Annotated in this window: 18 protein-coding genes; 11 read left to right on the top strand and 7 right to left on the bottom strand. The window is 61.8% G+C overall.

The window, feature by feature from the left end:
• Positions 1 to 4 precede the first annotated feature (4 nt).
• From VIO10_RS07145 to VIO10_RS07135, 3 genes are read right to left on the bottom strand one after another with little or no spacing between them, the layout of a single operon-like run.
• Positions 5 to 427: a secondary thiamine-phosphate synthase enzyme YjbQ gene (locus tag VIO10_RS07145; RefSeq protein ID WP_331961488.1), complete on the bottom strand. Its 423-nt coding sequence runs from the start codon at positions 425 to 427 to the stop codon at positions 5 to 7.
• Between the two features lie 55 nt (positions 428 to 482).
• Positions 483 to 1,148 (bottom strand): hypothetical protein, encoded by a 666-nt coding sequence (locus VIO10_RS07140; RefSeq protein WP_331961485.1) that lies wholly within the window; start codon positions 1,146 to 1,148, stop codon positions 483 to 485.
• Positions 1,097 to 1,681, bottom strand: coding sequence for a hypothetical protein (locus VIO10_RS07135; RefSeq protein ID WP_331961482.1), 585 nt, complete (start codon positions 1,679 to 1,681; stop codon positions 1,097 to 1,099). The genes VIO10_RS07140 and VIO10_RS07135 overlap by 52 nt, the downstream gene beginning before the upstream one ends.
• Positions 1,682 to 1,738: 57 nt before the next feature.
• Between VIO10_RS07135 and VIO10_RS07130 the strand changes: the two genes are divergently transcribed.
• From VIO10_RS07130 to gloB, 3 genes are read left to right on the top strand one after another with little or no spacing between them, the layout of a single operon-like run.
• Positions 1,739 to 2,512, top strand: coding sequence for an MBL fold metallo-hydrolase (locus VIO10_RS07130; RefSeq protein WP_331961479.1), 774 nt, complete (start codon positions 1,739 to 1,741; stop codon positions 2,510 to 2,512).
• Positions 2,513 to 2,549: 37 nt separating this feature from the next.
• Entirely contained in the window at positions 2,550 to 3,323 is a 774-nt protein-coding gene (locus VIO10_RS07125; protein WP_331961476.1) for an enoyl-ACP reductase, read from the top strand.
• Positions 3,324 to 3,340: 17 nt separating this feature from the next.
• Complete coding sequence (gene gloB, locus VIO10_RS07120) at positions 3,341 to 4,117, top strand: hydroxyacylglutathione hydrolase (RefSeq protein ID WP_331961473.1); 777 nt, start codon at positions 3,341 to 3,343, stop codon at positions 4,115 to 4,117.
• Between the two features lie 69 nt (positions 4,118 to 4,186).
• Here gloB and VIO10_RS07115 read toward each other — a convergent pair whose 3' ends face one another.
• Both VIO10_RS07115 and VIO10_RS07110 read right to left on the bottom strand, forming a co-directional pair.
• Positions 4,187 to 4,615: a CopD family protein gene (locus VIO10_RS07115; RefSeq protein WP_331961470.1), complete on the bottom strand. Its 429-nt coding sequence runs from the start codon at positions 4,613 to 4,615 to the stop codon at positions 4,187 to 4,189.
• Between the two features lie 18 nt (positions 4,616 to 4,633).
• Entirely contained in the window at positions 4,634 to 5,848 is a 1,215-nt protein-coding gene (locus VIO10_RS07110) for an MFS transporter (RefSeq protein ID WP_331961466.1), read from the bottom strand.
• 84 nt (positions 5,849 to 5,932) lie between these two features.
• Here VIO10_RS07110 and VIO10_RS07105 point away from each other — a divergent pair, with 84 nt between their 5' ends.
• Positions 5,933 to 7,267, top strand: coding sequence for an acetyl-CoA hydrolase/transferase family protein (locus tag VIO10_RS07105; RefSeq protein ID WP_331961463.1), 1,335 nt, complete (start codon positions 5,933 to 5,935; stop codon positions 7,265 to 7,267).
• Positions 7,268 to 7,281: 14 nt separating this feature from the next.
• Here VIO10_RS07105 and VIO10_RS07100 read toward each other — a convergent pair whose 3' ends face one another.
• Entirely contained in the window at positions 7,282 to 7,605 is a 324-nt protein-coding gene (locus VIO10_RS07100) for a septum formation initiator family protein (RefSeq protein ID WP_331961460.1), read from the bottom strand.
• A 211-nt stretch (positions 7,606 to 7,816) separates the two neighbouring features.
• On the opposite strand from VIO10_RS07100, the gene VIO10_RS07095 reads away from it, so the two are divergent.
• The 4 genes from VIO10_RS07095 (at position 7,817) to VIO10_RS07080 (ending at position 10,017) form a co-directional block, all read left to right on the top strand.
• The gene (locus VIO10_RS07095) at positions 7,817 to 7,966 is read left to right on the top strand and encodes a hypothetical protein (RefSeq protein WP_331961457.1); all 150 of its coding nucleotides are present in this window, start codon (positions 7,817 to 7,819) and stop codon (positions 7,964 to 7,966) included.
• A gap of 198 nt (positions 7,967 to 8,164) precedes the next feature.
• Positions 8,165 to 8,338, top strand: coding sequence for a hypothetical protein (locus tag VIO10_RS07090; protein WP_331961454.1), 174 nt, complete (start codon positions 8,165 to 8,167; stop codon positions 8,336 to 8,338).
• Positions 8,339 to 8,352: 14 nt separating this feature from the next.
• On the top strand, positions 8,353 to 9,183 hold the full coding sequence (locus tag VIO10_RS07085; protein WP_331961451.1) for an alpha/beta fold hydrolase: 831 nt from the start codon (positions 8,353 to 8,355) through the stop codon (positions 9,181 to 9,183).
• 45 nt (positions 9,184 to 9,228) lie between these two features.
• A complete protein-coding gene (locus tag VIO10_RS07080; protein WP_331961448.1) occupies positions 9,229 to 10,017 on the top strand; it encodes an enoyl-CoA hydratase in 789 nt (262 codons plus the stop codon).
• A 159-nt stretch (positions 10,018 to 10,176) separates the two neighbouring features.
• Here the strand turns inward: VIO10_RS07080 and VIO10_RS07075 are convergent, their stop codons facing one another.
• Positions 10,177 to 10,728: a hypothetical protein gene (locus VIO10_RS07075; RefSeq protein ID WP_331961445.1), complete on the bottom strand. Its 552-nt coding sequence runs from the start codon at positions 10,726 to 10,728 to the stop codon at positions 10,177 to 10,179.
• 653 nt (positions 10,729 to 11,381) lie between these two features.
• Here VIO10_RS07075 and VIO10_RS07070 point away from each other — a divergent pair.
• The 3 genes from VIO10_RS07070 (at position 11,382) to VIO10_RS07060 (ending at position 14,989) form a co-directional block, all read left to right on the top strand.
• Positions 11,382 to 11,831, top strand: coding sequence for a DUF2335 domain-containing protein (locus VIO10_RS07070; RefSeq protein WP_331961442.1), 450 nt, complete (start codon positions 11,382 to 11,384; stop codon positions 11,829 to 11,831).
• Positions 11,832 to 12,035: 204 nt separating this feature from the next.
• Entirely contained in the window at positions 12,036 to 13,490 is a 1,455-nt protein-coding gene (gene guaB / locus VIO10_RS07065) for an IMP dehydrogenase (RefSeq protein WP_331961439.1), read from the top strand.
• A gap of 305 nt (positions 13,491 to 13,795) precedes the next feature.
• A complete protein-coding gene (locus tag VIO10_RS07060) occupies positions 13,796 to 14,989 on the top strand; it encodes a D-alanine--D-alanine ligase family protein (RefSeq protein ID WP_331961436.1) in 1,194 nt (397 codons plus the stop codon).
• The last annotated feature ends 1 nt before the right edge of the window (position 14,990 follow it).

The raw sequence follows: 14,990 nt of genomic DNA, 5'->3' as shown, positions 1-14,990 counted from the left end.
GCCCCTACTCGCCGAGCACCTTGATCAGGATGCGCTTGGGGCGCCGTCCGTCGAACTCGCCGTAGAAGATCTGTTCCCAGGGACCGAAGTCGAGCTTGCCGGCCGTGATCGCGACTACGACTTCGCGGCCCATCACCTGGCGCTTGTGATGCGCGTCGCCGTTGTCCTCGCCGGTGCGATTATGATGATAGCGCTCGGGGCTTGGGTCGTACGGCGCCAGCCATTCCAGCCATCGCTTGTAATCTTCGTGAAGGCCGGGCTCGTCGTCATTGATGAAGACCGAGGCGGTGATGTGCATCGCATTGACGAGGCAGAGGCCCTCGCGCACGCGGCTTTCCTTCACCGCCTTTTCAACTTCGCCCGTGATGTTCACGAAATCCATCCGGTTGGGCACCTTCATGGTGAGATATTTCGTATGCGACAGCATGCGGCGACCTCCGATGTTCGATCGATGACGCTACCATCGTAGCAACTTCACCAGGTTATTTGGCGGCTTCGAACTTGGCGTAGCCGGTCAGGTCATCGTCGTGGGTTGTGTGCATCGGCATCGAGATTTCGCGCAGCACCGGAACCTTCTCGGTGATCGTGCCGGTTGCGGGCGCGTCCTTTGGCACCGTGATGACGCGCGTGCCGACGAAGCGGACGACAGTCGGCAGCATCCCGCCGGTGTCGAGGTAGCGGGTGCGCGTCGCCTCGAAGACGGTATCGCTCTTGAAGAGTTTCGAGCCGGCGCGAATCAGGTACTCGTTATTGGAGAGCAGGCGGACCAGCGTCGATTGGCTCATCACATATAGATGTCCGACGGTCGGCCGCAGAAATCCGGGGTAGAGCGGATTTACGCCGAGCCAGAACGGCACGATGATGCGCCGTCCGGGCTTCCAATCGGTGAGACTGATGTGCGCCTCGTGATCGTTGTTGGCGAGAATGAAATCGCGTCCGGCGAAATCGCGCATGATGTCGCGGCTCAACTGATCCTCGGGCGGCGTGGTTATCTCGCCGGTCGGTCCGAAGTCGAGCGCCTTGTCCGGCGTGCATCCCGCGACGACCGCCGTGAGCGCAAGCGCGAGCGCGACGGCGATCGCCATCCCCCGGCGAATCATGTGCGGTATCTCGCGTAGCTTGCCGGGATCGTCCCGCCGAGCGTCCATTTCATCGGCAGCGAGACCTCGCGCAGCACGGGAATATTCACGGTCTTGCCGTCGGGGCGTTTGAATTCGCGCTTGCCGATATACTGGACGATGGTGGGCAAAATCTTTCCGGGCGCCAGATATCGCGTGCGCGTCGTGACCAACACCGTCTCCTGCTTCACCAGCGAGCTGCCCGCTTCGATCATCCATTCGCCGGGCGTGTCCAAAGGCTTTTCGAGGGTGGCCTCGCTGATGACGTAAAAATCGCTTTCTTTGGGCGCCATCACTCCGGGCACCAAAATGTTGACGCCGAACCAGAACGGCAGCTTGAGGAACTTGTCCTTGGGCCAATCGGGCGGGCGCACTTGCGCGATTTGATTGTTGTCGCCGAGCACGAACGTGCGGCCGCGAAAGTTGAGCTCGACTTCCTCGGCGCTGGCGAAGGTGCGCGGCGGCGCGTTTGCGGGCGGCGCGGGATTCCCGCATCCGGCAATGGTCGCGGCAATGACGGCGCAAGCGAACGCGAGAGCGGCTGCGGTCTTCACCTGTTTCATCGGCGGCGCTCCCTGGTTTGCGCGCATCCACCGATGATATTAGCATAGGCCGCCGCAATGAATCCGAATCGCACGGCATCGAACGGTGCGCCGGTAACCGTGACTCTGTTGGGCACCGGCGATGCGTTCGCGAGTTTCGGCCGTTCACAATCGGGCTACCTGATCGACGCGCCCGGCGGGCGGATCCTGATGGAAGCGGGGCCCGGCCTGATGCCTGCGCTCAAGAGCAACGCCGTCGCGCCCGACAGCTTCGACCTGGTGCTCATCAGCCATCTGCACGGCGATCATTTCGCCGGCCTGCCGTTCCTGATTCTCGACTACATGTGGGAGACGCCGCGCAAGCGGCTGCTGACCATTGCGGGCCCGCCCCGGCTCGAGCAGCGGACGTGGCTGCTGATGCGCACGATGTTTCCGCATTTCGAACTCGACAAAATAAAGCGCAAGCTGAAGTTCGTGGTGCTCGAACCGGGCAGCTCGACGCGGCTGGGCAAGTTCAAGGTGCGCGCGATCCGCAGTCCGCACACCAAGCCCGACATCTCGCTGTCGCTCAGAATCGACGGCGGCGGCAAGTCGATAGTTTTCTCGGGCGACACCGGATGGAACGATGAGCTGGTCGAGCTCAGCGCCGGCGCCGATCTGTTCCTGTGCGAATGCACCTACTACGAGAGCACGGAGCTGAACTTTCATCTCAACTACCCGCTGCTGGCGGCCAATCGCGACAAGTTCAAGGTGCGCCGAATGGTGCTGACGCATCTTGGGCGCGAAGTGCTGAGCCGCGCCGATGAGATCGTTCTTGAAATGGGCTATGACGGGATGAAGATCGAAATCTGAGCCCGCGCGCGCATCGTCGCAAATAAGGAAACTCGCCATGGGCATAGTACAGGGCAAGCGGGCGTTGATCGTCGGCGTCGCAAACGAAAAAAGCCTGGCGTGGTCGATAGCGCAGCGGCTGGCCGCCGAGGGCGCCGAGATCGCGCTGACCTACCAGGGCGAGATCCTGGAAAAGCGCGTCCGTCCGCTGGCGGCGCAAATCCAGGCCGACGTGATCGGCGAGCTCGATGTGACCGACGACGCGCAAATCGCGTCCGTGTTTGCGGCGCTCAAGAAAAAATGGAACGGGCTGGACCTGCTCGTGCATGCGGTCGCGTTTGCCGAGCGTGAAGATCTCCGCGATCGATTTCTGACGGTCAGCCGCGCCAATTTTGCGAAGTCGATGGAAATCAGCGCCTACTCGCTGGTCGCGCTCGCCCGCGCCGCGGAACCGCTGATGGAAGCGCGCGGCGGCGGATCGATCCTGACGCTCAGCTACCTCGGCGCGGTCCGTGCGATCCCCAATTACAACATGATGGGTGTGGCCAAGGCGGCCTTGGAGGCCTGCGTGCGCTATCTGTCGGTCGATCTGGGGGCCGGGAATATACGAGTCAACGCGCTCAGCGCCGGGCCCGCGCGCACGCTCTCGTCGTCGGCGATTCGCGACTTCCATACGATGGCGCACGAGGTCGAGGCGCGCGCGCCGCTGCGGCGCGCGATGAAGATCGAGGAAGTCGGCAAGATGGCGACTGCGGTGCTGAGCGATTTTTCCAGCGGCGTCACGGGCCAGACGCTTTACGTGGACGTGGGCTACAATATCGTCGGCGTCTAGCGGCAAGGAGTATCGCGATGCCAATCGTCACCGCCCCGCAGCTATCGGACAACTACGCGTACCTGGTGATCGACGACGGCAGCAAGCAATGCGCGGCGGTCGATTGCGCCGAGCCCGACAAGCTGATCGCGGCGGCGAAATCGCACGGCGCTACAATCGTCGCAGTGCTGACCACGCACTGGCACGGCGATCATTGCGGCGGCAACAGCGGCATCGCGTCCAAAGTGCAGGGACTCAAAGTGTACGGCGCGAGCGCGGAAGGCGGAAGGATTCCGGCGTTGACAAATCCGGTCGCCGACGGCGACCTGATTCGAATCGGCGCGCTCGAAGGCCGCGTGATCGGAATTCCGGCGCATACCAACGGACACGTCGCCTACTATTTTCCAACGCTCGGCGCGGTGTTCACCGGAGACACGATGTTTGTGGGCGGATGCGGCCGCGTGTTCGAGGGGAAGGCATCGATGATGGTGGCGGCGCTCAAAAAACTCGCGACGCTGCCCGACGCGACCCGGGTTTATTGCGGCCACGAGTACACCGAAAAAAATCTACGCTTTGCGCTGACGCTGGAGCCGGGGAACCAGGCGCTGGAAAAGAAGCACCAGTGGAGCCTGAAAACGCGCGCGGAAAACCAGTTCACGGTGCCATCCACCATCGGCGACGAGAAGCAGACCAATCCATTTCTGCGTACCGACAGCCCCGAGCTGCGGGCGAATCTGAAACAGCGCGATCCGTCGGTGGACGACGATCCGATCGCGATTTTTGCCAAGCTCCGCGAACTCAAGGACCATTTCTAGCAGGAGTTGGCCCGTGCGCCCTTGCCTGAACAAAAGAGCAACGGCCAGAGCTGAAACTTCGGTTTGCTGCTAGAACGGTTTCGTCACGGCCAGCATCAGGATCGCGATCAACAGCAGGCTCACCATCCCGTGGATGACGCGATACTCGCGACGCGTTGACTGGCTCGGATTTTCCTCGAGGAACATGATCCGGCGGTAAAACCGCACGTGATAAAAGAGCAGCACCGCGACCAGCGCCAGCTTCACGTGGAACCATCCCTGCCGCAACACCGGCGGATTTGTCAGGATCAGCAGAAGTCCAAGAAAGATCGTGATTGCTGCCCCGAGGTTGGTTGTGGCCTCGAACAATCCGCGCGCCACGCCGAGGAAGCGTTCCTTGGGCAGTCCGACTTCTTCGGGCACGCGCGCCAGCAGGCTGGCGATCATCAGCAGCCCGCCCAGCCAGAAAACGACGCCGAAGATATGCAGTGCGATAAGGCAGCCGCGAAGCGCGTTCATGGTATTCCCCCCGTTGCGTCAGGATGCGTGAGCATCGATTCGGTTGGTGGTCGCGAGCGCGAGCATAACGACAACGGCGCCGCCGAGGTAGGGCGCCGCCGGTCCCAGCAGTTGATACGCCAGGCCGCCCGCGATCGGGCCGCAGATGCGCGCGAGCGACATGGCAGACTGATTCACGCCCATCACTTCACCCTGCAAATCGCGGTCGGTGTTGCGCGAGATTAGGCTGGCGATCGACGGGCTTGCGAAACCGTAACCTACGGAGACCGCCGCCAGCATCGCGAGCAACGCGCCGTGCGATGAAATCGAGCCCATCGGTGCCAACCCGACGATCATCGCCAGCAGTCCGATTTTCAGCAGCCGCGCCTCGCCGAATCGGCCCACGATTTTTCCCAGCAGATAGCCCTGCGCCAGCGCCTGCATCAGGCCGGAGAAGGCGAGCAATACGCCGATGCCGAACGCGCCGTAACCGTAAACCGCGGGCACCATCAGCGCAAACGTCGCTTCGAGCGCGGACAGCGAGAACGTCAGCAGAAATGCAATCGCGAACATCCGCGCCAGCCGATGGCGGAGCAACTGGCGCGGGATTGCCAGCAGCGGCGCGATGAAGTGGGAGAGGTCCAGCGGCGTGGAGCGATCGGCATGATGCGACTCGGGCAGTCTGGCCGCGGCGAAGATGAAATTCGCCAGCGTCAGCGCGCTGGCAAAGAACACCGGCGCCCGCAAACTCGATTGCCCCATGATTCCGCCGAGCGCCGGCCCCAGCACGAAGCCGAGTCCGAACGCCGCACCGATGAGTCCCATGCCCTTGGCGCGATGCTCGTCGTCGGTGGTGTCGGCGATGTAGGCCTGCGCGGTCGAAATCGTTGCGGCGCATGCGCCGTGCATCGCGCGCGACGCGAGCAGCCAGAAAAACGTTCCGGCAAATCCGTAGATCAAGTAGCCGATCGATGAGCCGAGCAGTCCCAGCAGGAGGATCGGCCGGCGTCCGATGCGATCGGAGATTCGGCCCAGGATCGGCGCAAACACGAACTGCGTCAGCGAATAGATCGAAAGCAGCAACCCCACTCCGACCGCGCCGACGCCCATCTTGTGCGCGAACATCGGCAGGAACGGAATGACGATGCCGAAGCCGAGCAGGTCGATGAAGACGGTCAGAAAAAGTATCAGCCGCGAGGCCGCGGCCGGCTCGGCGCTGGCGGGCGCTTGCTTGACTGGTTCGATACTTGGCATTGATTGAAGTACGCCGGTTGAAGAGAATCCTACGCCAGCCGTGCAGTCAAGCAAATCGACCGGAATCGATACGAGGGCTTACCGATGGCGATTTCCTATCAGGGAGAACTGAAGCGCAAAAAAGTCAGCGCCGATGAGGCGGCGGCGCGAGTCAAATCCGGCGATTGGGTCGAGTACGGATTCGGACTCGGGCAGCCGGACTTGTTCGATCGCGCGCTGGCCGAACGAGTGCGCAAGCTCAAGCGCGTAAAGATCCGCGGATGCCTTGCGATGCGCCCTCGCGCGGCGGCCGAGGCTGATCCCGAACAACGTCATCTCGTTTACCTGTCGTGGTATTTTTCGGGACTGGAACGAAAGATGTACGACCGCGGCCTGGCCCATCATATACCGATGAACTTCGGCGAGGCGCCCGACACCTATCGCCGCCTCATCGACGTGGACGTCGCGGTGTTGAAGACGGCGCCGATGGACGAGCACGGATTTTTCAACTTCGGCCCGTCGGTCACGTATCACAAGGCGATCAGCGAAAGAGCCAGGACCATGATCGTCGAGACCGACGCGAGCATGCCTTACGTTTTCGGAATCGAAAACGCGGTGCATATAAATGATGTCGAGTTCGTGCTGGACGCCGGCGCATCCGCGATGCCAGAGCTGAAGTATCCCGCCGCGAATGCGGTCGATCAGAAAGTCGCGCAACTGATCGCGCCGGAAATTTCCAGCGGCGCCTGCATCCAGATTGGGATCGGCGCGATGCCCAACGCGGTCTGCGAGCTGCTGGCGGCGGCGCCGATCAAGGATCTCGGCATTCACACCGAAATGTTCGTCGATTCGCTCGTCTCGCTTTACCAGGCCGGCAAGGTGACCGGCGCGCACAAAGCGACCAACCGCTACCAGATGGCGTACACCTTCGCGGCGGGTTCGAAACGGATGTACGACTTTCTCGATCGCAACGCCGCATGCTTTGCGGGTTCGGTCGATTACACCAACCTGCCGCATCGCATAATGCTCAACGACTGCGTCATCTCGATCTGCAACGCGGCGCAAATCGATCTCACCGGACAGGCGTGCTCCGAGTCGGCCGGAATCCGGCAGATAAGCGGCACCGGAGGACAACTGCAATTCGTGCGCGGCGCGCGCGACTCGCGCGGGGGCAAATCATTTCTATGCCTCGCCTCGACCCACGAGCGCGCGGGCCGGCGCGCCAGCCGAATCGTCGCGCGAATCGACGACTCCAACATCGTGACGACGCCGCGCAGCGACGTGATGTACGTGGTGACCGAGTATGGAATGGTCAACCTGAAAGGCAAATCGGTTCCGGAGCGCGCGCGCGCGTTGATCTCGATCGCGCATCCTGATTTCCGCGAAGAACTGGAACTTAAGGCTCGCGAGTATCGGCTGATCCCGCGCGTTGTTTTCTGATATTCGCGGACAGTTCAGCGCGGCGGCGTTTCGTGGTCGTCGTCGTCGGCGAATTTGTACACCAGTTCATCGGGGCGCGCGTAGCCAAGCTCGCGGCGAATCAGGCGTTCGATATAGCGGTCGTCGGAACGAAGTTTCGCAATGCGGATTCTGAACGCGGCGTTGTCCGCTGCCAGTTGATTGCGCCGCTTCTCCAACGCGGCGCGATGGCTCTGGAGGGCGACCAGATCGCGCGGCCCCTGCCTGCCGAGCACGGCGCTCAACAGCAGCATCACGAGAACCCCGCCGAAGATTAGGCTGAGCCACTCGCGGCGCAGTAGAAAGCTTAACCGCCTCATGCGCCCAATCGTAATTCAAGCGGCGGTCCGAGTTCAAGGGATCTAATTTTGAACGACATTCTAAAGACCCGAAAGAGACCGGTTCGGTTGCACTCTTTCGACTTTAAAATTTCTTTATAAATCGCCTTGCGGCTCTTGATTTTAGAATAACATGTTTCTATAATCGGCTCGAATCGATGAGGGATGAACCCTCATCTATAAGAAAGGGTGCTTGTCCAGCAGCAGCCTAGGAAGAGGAGGTACCTATGCCAGTGAGGAAGAAGATACGGGCCAAAAAGGCCACCAAGTCCAAACCGATGCGAAAGAGCAAAATGGCAAAGAAGAAAGCCGCCAAAAAGACCAAAAAGAAGTAACCACTTAACGAGTTTACCTTCGGGCCAATACCCCGAAGGCTGGCTAAGGCTGCCAGGATTGCTGCTGGATTAAGCCGAGGCTGAAAGGCCTCGCAACACGGGAGAGCCCCCTCGAAAGAGGGGGCTCTTTCCTTATCCGGCGCTTGCTTGCGGGCGCTCGCGTTCAACATGATAGGGTTCGATCGCCGCGAAGTTGCGCAAGCCTTATGTCTGCGTTGGCAAAAGATTTTGACGCGATAATCGTTGGCGCGCTCGCGCCCAAGTGGTTCTCCACCGCTGGCGGCAATTCGATTCCCGCCGCGCAGATGCTGACACCGCGCGCGGCTTTTCCGTCGTTCAAATTCGCGCGCCTGATGGCGGCAGCGTCGCGGGCCGCATAATTCGGCAGACTCCAGTGGACGACGTCGAACTCGGCCGCTTCCCCGCGCAATGCGAGCGCCCCGAGCCGGTCAAGTTCGCGTGGCCGATCGTGCTGCTGCCCGAACTTTTCGCTACGCCGCGGCATCTTGCGCTGGTGTTCGGTTATCTCGCGTCGATCGGATGGGAAGTATTCGTTCCGGATTTGCGGGCTGTGGTCGGCAAAGGCTCGACGCCTCCGCTGGGGAAACTTCGCTTCAATGATTTGGCCGCGCTGGCCGGCGAAGCGATCGACGGGATTGGCCGCGATGCAATCGTGGTCGGTCACGGCGTCGGGGGATTGGTCGCGCTCAAGCTCAGCGCGCATCGCCGAGTGAAGGCCGCGGTCGCATACGCGCCGCTGGCGCCGGGCTTTCGCACGCCGCTGGCGGGCGGCCTCGCGAATCGGCTGGCGATGATGTGGCGGCTGCCGATCAAGCCGCCGCGCGGCAGGATATTGTTTGAGTTGATTGCCGATGCCGATCCTTTCACTCGCGACGGTTTGATAAATGCGATGGCGCCGGACTCGGGTGCGATCGCCGCCGATGTGATGGCCGGCGCGATCGAGTTTGCGGCGGCGGACAAAGCCGCGCCGCGCCTGATTGTAGCGGGCGACTCGGACATCTTTGCGCCGCTGGCGCGGACCGCGCAGTTTGCGGAGTCGATCGGCGCGAAGCTGGCGACGATCGCCGGCCGCGGGCATTGGCTGATTGGCGGACGCGCGCTCGAACGCGCGATCAACGAGACGCAGCGATTCCTGGTGCGCGCGCTCGGCCAGGATTTGCTGCTGCTCTATCCCGAAGAATGGAAAAACGATCCGGACGATTAGCATGCGGTTGAAAAAGCGGGAGAATGGAAAGCAGGTGAATAACCGATGGCAAATGAAAACGCGCAAAAGAATCTGATCGTCGAGGAAGAAGCCGGGCTGGTCACGATTACGATGAATCGTCCCGAGAAGCGCAACGCGCTCTCGACCGCGATGATGACGGAACTGACCGCCGAGCTTCGCGCGATCGGCAAACGGGCCGACCTGCGCGCGGTGATAATCGCGGGCAACGGACCCGCATTCTCGGCCGGCCACGACCTCGGCGAACTGAAGGGGCGCGACCTTGCATTCTACCGGTACGAATTCGATCTGTGCGCGCAACTGATGCAAACGATTCAGGCGACTCCGCAGCCGGTGATCGCGCGCGTGCATGGGATCGCCACCGCCGCGGGATGCCAGCTTGCGGCGACGTGCGATCTCGTGGTCGCGGGCGAGAGCGCGAGTTTCGCCACGCCGGGCGTGAGGATTGGACTGTTCTGCTCGACGCCGATGGTTGCGCTGACGCGCGCGGTCGGACGAAAGCATGCGATGGAAATGCTGCTGACAGGACAGCCCGTCAATGCGCGCACGGCGGCCGAGTGGGGACTCGCGAACCGGGTGGTGTCCGATGCGGAACTGATCGCCCAGACGCGTAAGCTGGCGATGCAGATCGTCGAGGCGAGCCCGCTCGTGATTGGAATTGGCAAGCAGGCGTTCTACGCGCAGATCGATCTCGATACGGCCAACGCGTACGAGTACACGAAGGAAGTGATGAGTCAGAATGCGATGGCGCCGGACGCGCAGGAAGGGATCGCGGCGTTTCTGGAGAAGCGCAAACCGGTGTGGTGCGGCAAGTGAAGCGGGGCTGGTGATGTGATGTTGCCATTCTGAGCGACGGGTAGATTGTGCGGGAAGCGGCAATTCATACCACCGGTTGTGATCCAGTGAGGCTATGCCACAAAGGCTAGCTTTGTTCCGTCAAAAATATTTTCTGCCGCGCGTCGTCCGCCGCCCAAGTCATTCCCGCGGCGATGAAGTCGAGTCCGATGATCCCGGGCAACCGCGCGCGGCCCGGATGCGCTCGAGCGAATCAAGGGCGCGGAACAGATTGCGCTTTACGGTTCGTTCGAAGCGGACGATTTTATCCACATCCGAATCGCCCGGCAGGGTAAAGGCGTCGAGTCCGCTGCGCCGGAGCTTGCGAGCCGTGCGCCGGCGGACGCCGTAGTGATCATAACCCATCGTGGCGAGGAGCGATTCGGTGGGTGTCTCAGTAGCGGCATCGCGGCGGCAAGCGTCCTCATCGAGCCAGGATTCGCGGCATTCGTAGCGCAGCAATCGCCGGATCCGCCAGCAGCATGCGGCGACCTCGTCCACCAGGATGCGCTCGCGGGCGGACTCGGGTTGGAACTCTTCGAGCAAAGCGTCGAGGATCGAATTGAATTCCTCGGCGCGAGCGGGGCCGTCGAGTTCGGGGTTGACGACGTCGCAGGCGAAGAAACCGTGCTTGAGCGCGTTGAGACGGACGACGGCCTTGCCCTCGGGCGTGCGCGGGCCGGTGGATTTCATCGCGTTGGCACGGCGCGCCGCAAGCGGGCGCGGCGAAAGCGCGGGCAGGCTGAACTAGGGCATCCCTGAGCAGGGGCTGGGATTTTGAAACGGGGCGACCGAGCTGACATCGGATTCGGGGTCCCTCGGCTCCGCTCGGGATGACGGAAATGGACGCTTGCGGAAATGCACGAAGGATGGAAGCGGCCAGTGGCGGCCGCGCTTGAGCCTCAGGACGTGCCGCCGTTGCCAGATCGGACGCCACAATCGACGCTCAGAGCAGGATACCAGCTGCTCAAATTGCGTGTAATTCCGGGCGGAAAAGTGAGAAAACCTCGATGAGCAGAACGGGAGGGTTCAGTCAAATATGCATATAGCTTGCGGCTGTTCTCTCGACACTCTATAAATTAGGGCATGGGAGAAAGCGGAGACGTACAAACGGGGTTTCTTTTCGCCTCTCCGAGCTTCCTTTCAGGAATTGCTCGACTCTTCGATCTATTTTGCCAATTGGATTTTTACAACGTGAGCCGGACTCCTGAGCAGGCCGATGCACGCGCCACATATTCTGATTGGCGAATTACGGGCCAAGACCTTCGCGACGCGTTTTGGGCGTATGATACTGATAGAGAAACGAGGCAGCGCAACTTGTTTGACAGTAAGGTCGCGTAGCAATCGTGGCTGACCCTGATGAGGTTCAGCCTGCTCCTGCCGCGGTACCCAAAACCGCAGCCATCGGTTTCCGTGCACAACTCGATTTTTTCTCCGGTCCGCTGCCCCCGCCCGAAGTTCTAAGACGGTACAACGAAATATTCCTTGGCTGCGCTGAACGAATTGTCGGCATGGCCGAGGCTCAAGCGCACCATCGCCAATATCTGGAAAAAACGGTCATCGATTCTAATGTCGCTAGTCAAAAAGCGGGTATGCGATATGGCTTTATTCTGTGCTCGATTGCGTTGATCGGAGGTCTAGGATTGTTGGCTCTAGACAAAAGCATAGCCGGATTCACAGTCTTGTTAGCCGATCTGGCTTCGTTTGCAGCGACTACAATTTATCTGCGCTGGAGTCAGCAACGTGAACGCGCGAAAAAGTCGGAGCCGATACCGCCCGCGCCCGCGCACGAATAATCGATGTCTTAATTTCCCGCCCTCGGTGTCTTAATTCAGACAGTACTCGCGAGATAGGTCGTATTGATCGCCGGGGTGGCGGTTGTTAAAGTCGCACATGGCGCATCTGAATAGACGGACTGCGTATAAAAACTGAAGGCCGATCTGAGCCCGCGGGAAATCCGCGGGCTCTTTTTTTATTTTTCACCCAAGGAGGGTCAATCAATGGCGTATCAGGAGCTCCGCGAAGCACTTACTTACGACGACGTACTCTTGCTCCCGCAGTCGTCCGACCTGCTGCCGGCGAATTGCGACGTCTCGACCGCGCTGACGCCCAAAATCCGCCTGCGCATCCCGCTGGTATCGAGCCCGATGGACACCGTCACCGAATCGCGCACCGCGATCGCAATCGCGCAAATGGGCGGGATCGGCTTTGTGCATCGCAACCTCTCGATCGAAGAGCAGGCCGCCGAGATCGAGACCGTCAAGAAATATGAAAGCGGAATGATCGTCGATCCGATCACCGTCAGTCCCGAGCAGAAAATCGGCGAGGCGGTGGCGGTGATGGAACGCTACCGGATTTCCGGGCTGCCGGTGGTCTCGGACGGCCGCCTGGTCGGAATTCTGACCAATCGCGATCTGCGCTTCGAACGCCGCCTGGACAAGCAGGTGCGCGACGTGATGACCAGCAAAGTGATCACGGCGCGTCCGGGTATCGACCTCGAACACGCCAAGGAACTGCTGCAGGCGCATCGGATCGAGAAGCTGCCGCTGGTCGATGATCAGAATCGGCTGCGGGGGCTGATCACCGTCAAGGACATGGACAAGGCGATCCGGCATCCCCACGCGAGCAAGGATCAGATGGGGCGGCTGCGAGTCGGCGCGGCGGTCGGAGTCGGTCCGGAGCGCGAGGCGCGGGTGGCCGCGCTGCGGCGCGCGGGCGTCGATGTCATCTGTATCGACACGGCCCATGGGCATACCCGCAACGTGATCGACGCGATCAAGGCGACCAAGCGCGAATGGCCCGAGGTCGAAGTCGTGGCCGGAAATGTCGCGACCGGCGAGGGCGCCAAGGCGCTGTGCGACGCCGGCGCGGACGCGTTGCGGGTCGGGATGGGGCCGGGATCGATCTGCACGACGCGGGTGGTGTCGGGAGTCGGGGTGCCGCAGATCACGGCGATAATGGACACGATCGCGATTGCCGAGCCGCGCAACATTCCAGTGATAGCAGACGGCGGAATCCGGTTCTCGGGCGATATCACCAAGGCGATTGCGGCGGGCGCGACCAGCGTGATGATCGGCTCGCTGTTCGCGGGCACCGAGGAAAGCCCCGGCGAGACGATTCTCTATCAGGGGCGCACGTACAAACTTTATCGCGGAATGGGATCGATTGGCGCGATGAATGAGCGCACCGGAGACCGCTACGGGCAGCTCGCCGTGACCGAGGGCAAGCACGTGCCCGAAGGAATCGAGGGGCGCGTACCGCATCGAGGGTCGCTGGCGTCGAATATCGAGCAACTGGTGGGCGGGTTGCAATCCGGGATGGGTTACCTGGGCGCGGCGAACCTGGCGGAGCTGCGCAAGCGGGCGCGCTTCGTCAAGGTCAGCGACGCCGGAATGCGCGAGAGCCACGTGCATGACGTGTTTATCACCAAGGAAGCGCCGAACTACCGGCAGTAGCAGGCAGGGGTGAGCATCGGCAGCGCGGAAATCAATTGAATGTGAAACCCACCGTGGGTTTCACACTTCCTTCGGCAGGGGCTGCGGCCCCTGCACCCGCAGTGAGAAGACGCGAAAATCTGCGCAGCGCATCTTTTCGCGACTACGCGATGGAAGAACCGCGGGCGCGGCCACTGCCAACGGCCTAATACTGCGCTGCCGTCGCCACGGCTAAGTTTTCCCAGCGCGTGCGGCCTTGATACTCGAACATGCGGGCGCGGCGTGTCAGAATCTTCGCCGTCAAGGCGCGCGGCGCGACGGTCACGATGACAGAAAAAAAGCGACTGAGGGTGGGCGTCCTGTTTGGAGGACGCTCGAGCGAGCATGAAATTTCGCTGCGCTCCGCGCTGACCGTCATGTCGGCGATGGATCCGGCGCGGTACGAGATTGTTCCAATCGGGATTGGCCGCGACGGGCGCTGGTATCTCGAGCGCAACGCGCTCAAGCTGCTCGCCGAAAAGACGCCGCATCTTGCCGCGCTCGGCGCCGGCGGCATGCAGGTGACGCTGCTGCCGCATCCGGAGGGACAATCTCTCGTCGCGACGCAGGCAGACGGCGCGCGCGGCGCCACGGCGCGCGCATCAGATGCGATTTCGGGCGCGCTCGACGTGATGTTCCCGGTGTTGCACGGCACCTACGGCGAGGACGGCACGGTGCAGGGGCTGTTCGAGCTGGCGGGACTCGCATACGTGGGAGCGGGCGTGCTCGGCTCGGCGATCGGGATGGACAAGGACGCGCAAAAGCGCCTGCTGCGCGACGCCGGCGTCGCGGTGGTGAAATATTTCGCGATCGATCGCGCCGACTACCGCGACACTCCGGCGCTTGGGGCGCGGCTGGCGCGCAAACTTGGCTATCCCGTGTTCGTCAAGCCCAACGCGCTGGGATCGTCGATCGGAATCAGCAAGGTGAAGCGCGCCGCCGATCTGAACGCCGCGCTCGACGACGCTTTCCAATACGATCGCAAGGCGCTGATCGAGGCCGCGTGCGAAGGCCGCGAGTTGGAGTGCGCGGTGCTTGGCAACGATCGTCCCGAAGCGTCGGTACCCGGCGAAGTCCTGGTCAAGGGCGCGCATGAGTTTTATGACTACGAGTCGAAGTACGTCGATCCCGACGGCTCGGCGATAAAAATTCCCGCCGAGTTGCCGCCCGCCAAGGCAAGCAAGCTGCGCGCGATGGCGGTGGCGGCGTTCAAGGCGCTGTCGATCCGCGGGATGGCGCGGGTCGATTTTCTCGCCAGCCGCGATTTGCGCGAGATCTACGTGAACGAGGTGAATACCATCCCCGGCTTCACCGCCATCAGCATGTATCCGAAGCTGTGGGAGGCGTCGGGCTTGCCGTTGCCCAAGCTTATCGATCGGCTGATCGAGCTTGCGCTCGACGAGCATCGCGAGCGCGCCTCGCTCAAGATCACGTATCATCCCAAGGCTCCTGCCAAGTCTCCGGCAAAGCCCCGCGCCTGAG

Source organism: Candidatus Binatus sp., assembly GCF_036567905.1.
In the GTDB taxonomy this organism is placed as follows: Bacteria; Desulfobacterota; Binatia; order Binatales; family Binataceae; genus Binatus.
This window is presented reverse-complemented; position numbering and strand designations above follow the sequence as displayed.

Excerpts from the sequence above, each read along its gene's own strand:
- guaB (WP_331961439.1), top strand. The coding sequence starts at position 12,036 with ATGGCGTATCAGGAGCTCCGCGAAGCACTTACTTACGACGACGTACTC.
- VIO10_RS07110 (WP_331961466.1), bottom strand. The coding sequence starts at position 5,848 with ATGCCAAGTATCGAACCAGTCAAGCAAGCGCCCGCCAGCGCCGAGCCG.
- VIO10_RS07060 (WP_331961436.1), top strand. The coding sequence starts at position 13,796 with ATGACAGAAAAAAAGCGACTGAGGGTGGGCGTCCTGTTTGGAGGACGC.
- VIO10_RS07140 (WP_331961485.1), bottom strand. The coding sequence starts at position 1,148 with ATGGACGCTCGGCGGGACGATCCCGGCAAGCTACGCGAGATACCGCAC.
- VIO10_RS07115 (WP_331961470.1), bottom strand. The coding sequence starts at position 4,615 with ATGAACGCGCTTCGCGGCTGCCTTATCGCACTGCATATCTTCGGCGTC.
- VIO10_RS07130 (WP_331961479.1), top strand. The coding sequence starts at position 1,739 with ATGAATCCGAATCGCACGGCATCGAACGGTGCGCCGGTAACCGTGACT.
- VIO10_RS07100 (WP_331961460.1), bottom strand. The coding sequence starts at position 7,605 with ATGAGGCGGTTAAGCTTTCTACTGCGCCGCGAGTGGCTCAGCCTAATC.
- VIO10_RS07135 (WP_331961482.1), bottom strand. The coding sequence starts at position 1,681 with ATGAAACAGGTGAAGACCGCAGCCGCTCTCGCGTTCGCTTGCGCCGTC.
- VIO10_RS07090 (WP_331961454.1), top strand. The coding sequence starts at position 8,165 with ATGTCTGCGTTGGCAAAAGATTTTGACGCGATAATCGTTGGCGCGCTC.
- VIO10_RS07145 (WP_331961488.1), bottom strand. The coding sequence starts at position 427 with ATGCTGTCGCATACGAAATATCTCACCATGAAGGTGCCCAACCGGATG.
- VIO10_RS07125 (WP_331961476.1), top strand. The coding sequence starts at position 2,550 with ATGGGCATAGTACAGGGCAAGCGGGCGTTGATCGTCGGCGTCGCAAAC.
- VIO10_RS07075 (WP_331961445.1), bottom strand. The coding sequence starts at position 10,728 with ATGAAATCCACCGGCCCGCGCACGCCCGAGGGCAAGGCCGTCGTCCGT.
- VIO10_RS07080 (WP_331961448.1), top strand. The coding sequence starts at position 9,229 with ATGGCAAATGAAAACGCGCAAAAGAATCTGATCGTCGAGGAAGAAGCC.
- gloB (WP_331961473.1), top strand. The coding sequence starts at position 3,341 with ATGCCAATCGTCACCGCCCCGCAGCTATCGGACAACTACGCGTACCTG.
- VIO10_RS07105 (WP_331961463.1), top strand. The coding sequence starts at position 5,933 with ATGGCGATTTCCTATCAGGGAGAACTGAAGCGCAAAAAAGTCAGCGCC.